Source organism: Tepidibacter mesophilus (genome assembly GCF_002724055.1).
GTDB classification, from domain to species: Bacteria; Bacillota; Clostridia; order Peptostreptococcales; family Peptostreptococcaceae; genus Tepidibacter_A; species Tepidibacter_A mesophilus.
Window position 1 is genome coordinate 1 of sequence record NZ_BDQY01000049.1, and the last position, 3,432, is coordinate 3,432.

Genomic DNA, 3,432 nt, shown 5'->3' on the forward strand with positions numbered 1-3,432 from the left:
GATTTACAACAAAATAAAGATTATGTGGTTATTATAGCAAGGAGGATACACCTGTTCCCATTCCGAACACAGAAGTTAAGCTCCTTAGCGCCGATGGTACTTGGAGGGCAGCCTCCTGGGAGAGTAGGACGTAGCCACGTAATCTTTTTTTATTGTATACGAAACTATATGATTTTGAATCTATGGATAACATTTGTTGAAAAACTATACTTGCAACTATTTTTAAGCAACGGAGCCCGTTAGGGATCGTTGGCGACATGAGTCACCGCGTAGCGAGTAGACGAATTTTTTATTTTTTGTATAGTGGTTAATCGAAAAGATGGTTATTTAAATACCGTGAATGCATTAAATAGATTTATACAACTAAGTATTGTATTGAAATCTATTCAAAAGATTCACTAACATTTAAATAATCATCTTTTTTAGTATGTGTATATATAGATAAAGCTAGTGGTTAATAAAAAAAGATTACGTACTTATGATAAAAAAACAATATTAAAACTACTTCTAGAAATGTAAGTGATGAATATCTAAGGATTAAATGTAGAAATTCAAATTAATAAAAATATAATTTACAGAATATTCGATAAATAAAATTGACTTACAAAAGGTAGATATGGTAGAATTATTTCAAAAATATAGGAATAAACTATATTAATAATTATTCGGGGAGGGGAGATTTTTTTGAAGGTTAAAAAACAAATTATATCAGTTATATTGGCTACTTCAATTGCAACTTTTCCGTTATTATCTTTTGCAGATCAAGTAAACTATACGAACAGAAGTGATATTCCAAAGGAATATACTTGGTCAACAGAAGATATTTATTTAACGGATAATGCTTGGGAAGAGGACTTTAAAAAGCTAGAAGAAAGTATATCAAGGACAGAAAGCTACAAAGGTAAATTAAAACAAGAAAAATATATACTAGAGGTATTAAACTTAAAAGAAGAAATGTTTAGACTTGAACAAAAGTTATATGTTTATGCTAGTCTAAAAAGAGATGAGGATAATTCAAATGAAAAATACTCAGCTATGGCAGATCGTGCAGAGGGTATTAATACAAAAGTGACAGAAGCTTTCTCTTTTGTAGAGCCTGAAATATTATCTTTATCAGAAAAAAAACTAAAGAGTTTTACAGAAAAAGAAGAATTCAAAGACTATGATGTTTATTTAAATAAACTTTTAAGAACAAAACAGCATTCTTTGTCACAAGAAGGAGAAAGAATATTAGCTTTAGCATCAGATATAGGAGCTATGCCTGAAACTATTTATTCAAAATATGATGATTTAGACAGAAAAGCAGACGATATTACTCTAGATGATGATAAGACAATAAAGGTAACTTATGCTACATATTCAAAATTATTAGATAATCCCAATAGGGATGTAAGAAAAAAAGCTTTTGAATCTATGTTTAAAAGCTATGAAAAAAATATAAATACTATAGCAGCTACTCTATCAGCAGAAGTTAAAACTAATATTTTCTTTGCTAAATCAAGAAATTATAATTCTGCACTTGAAGGATCACTAGATTCGGATAATATAAAGCCTGAAGTGTATAATAATATAGTTGAGGCAGTTAATGATAACTTAGAGCCTCTTCACAGATATGTATCTCTTAGAAAGAAGATTTTAGGGATAGAAGATAAGGTTAGATATTATGATATGTATGTTCCTATGGTTAAACAAGCAGGAAATGAATATATAGATTATGAAAAGGCTAAGAATATGGTAAAAGAAGCACTTTATCCATTGGGAGATAATTATATAAAAGATTTAGATAAAGCTTTTCAAGAAAGATGGGTAGATGTATATGAAAACGAGAATAAAAGTTCAGGAGCTTATTCTTGGGGGACTTATGATACACATCCATATGTTCTATTAAATTACAATGGAACTCTTGATTCTGTATCAACTTTAGCTCATGAATTAGGGCATGCAATGAATTCATACTATTCAAATAAAACTCAACCTTACTCAAAATCAGAGTACCCTATATTTACAGCAGAAGTTGCTTCTACTACTAATGAAGCATTAATGCTTGACTATTTAATTAAAAATGCTAAAACTAAAGAAGAAAAAATGTATTTAATAAATTCATATTTAGAGCAGATAAGGGGATCAATATATACTCAGATTATGTATGCTGAATTTGAAAAAATAATTCACGAAGCTTCAGAAAATGGAGAAGCTTTAACTAGTGAATTTTTTAATAAAACTTGGGGCAATTTAATGACTAAATATTATGGAGAAGATTTTCAGGTAGATGATTTATCTAAAGTATGGTGGGCGAGAATTCCTCATTTTTATTATAATTTCTATGTATATAAATATGGTACAGGACTTTCTTCAGGTATAATATTATCAGAAAATATGATAAATAATGAAGAGGGTGCAAGGGATGCTTACTTAGAGTTTTTGGCATCTGGAGGGAATGATTATCCAGTTGAAATGCTTAAAAAAGCAGGTGTAGATATGACTACGACTGAGCCTGTTGAAAAAGCTCTTCAAAAATTTGATGAATTACTAACTGAGCTTGAAAATCTTATGAATGAATAATTTACGATAAAAAATTCGCTTCATTCTAACGCATGATTCATGTCGGCAACGAGCCCTAACGGGCTCCGTTGCTCAAAATAGTTGCAAGTGTAGTTCTTCCATCAATATTATCTACAGAACGAAAATTTTATAATCACTTAGTATATAAAAAATCCTAGGATGACCTAGGATTTTTTATCGGGTAAAAACGTGTGAATTTTTAGTATTGATGCTGGGTGTATAATATCATAAATATAGTTTTTACAACATGATATTTATAGTTTTACCAAAAGATTGTGTATTTGTAATAGGATATAATAGACTTCTAGGAAAAGCCTTATTAAAATAAAAAAGATGTAATATTAATTATAAAATAAAAAGAGAAAAAATTTTATATATGAATATAGATATGAAAGAGCTAAAGCATATGATATAAATTTTTAAAGAAAAATAAAAGATTAATTTAAAATAAAATATTAAAAAACTTTTAAAAAAGTGTTGACGGATTGATTAGAAAGTGATATATTATTACTTGTCCTCAACAACGAGGCAAACACGAAACACACGAAGGAAATAAATGAACTTTGAAAATTAAACAGTAGGTTATAAATAAATCACAACAGTGATTTTCGGAATAAACAAACAAAAAGTCAGTTTACTGAGTACTGACAAACTTTTATTTAAGAGTTTGATCCTGGCTCAGGATGAACGCTGGCGGCGTGCCTAACACATGCAAGTCGAGCGGAGATTAAAAAGCTTGCTTTTTAATCTTAGCGGCGGACGGGTGAGTAACGCGTGGGTAACCTGCCCTATACACACGGATAACATATCGAAAGATATGCTAATACGAGATAATACATTTTTAAGGCATCTTAAAAATGTCAAAGATTT

At 29.5% G+C, this 3,432-nt stretch carries 1 protein-coding gene and 2 rRNA genes; all 3 read left to right on the forward strand.

Annotated elements, in window-relative coordinates; all coding sequences use genetic code 11:
* The first annotated feature begins 23 nt into the window (after positions 1 to 23).
* Positions 24 to 140, forward strand: a 5S ribosomal RNA gene (gene rrf / locus Tmeso_RS15675).
* A gap of 544 nt (positions 141 to 684) precedes the next feature.
* Complete coding sequence (gene pepF, locus Tmeso_RS15680) at positions 685 to 2,562, forward strand: oligoendopeptidase F (protein WP_207653867.1); 1,878 nt, start codon at positions 685 to 687, stop codon at positions 2,560 to 2,562.
* 655 nt (positions 2,563 to 3,217) lie between these two features.
* Positions 3,218 to 3,432: ribosomal RNA gene (locus Tmeso_RS15685) — 16S ribosomal RNA — on the forward strand; the annotation flags it as partial.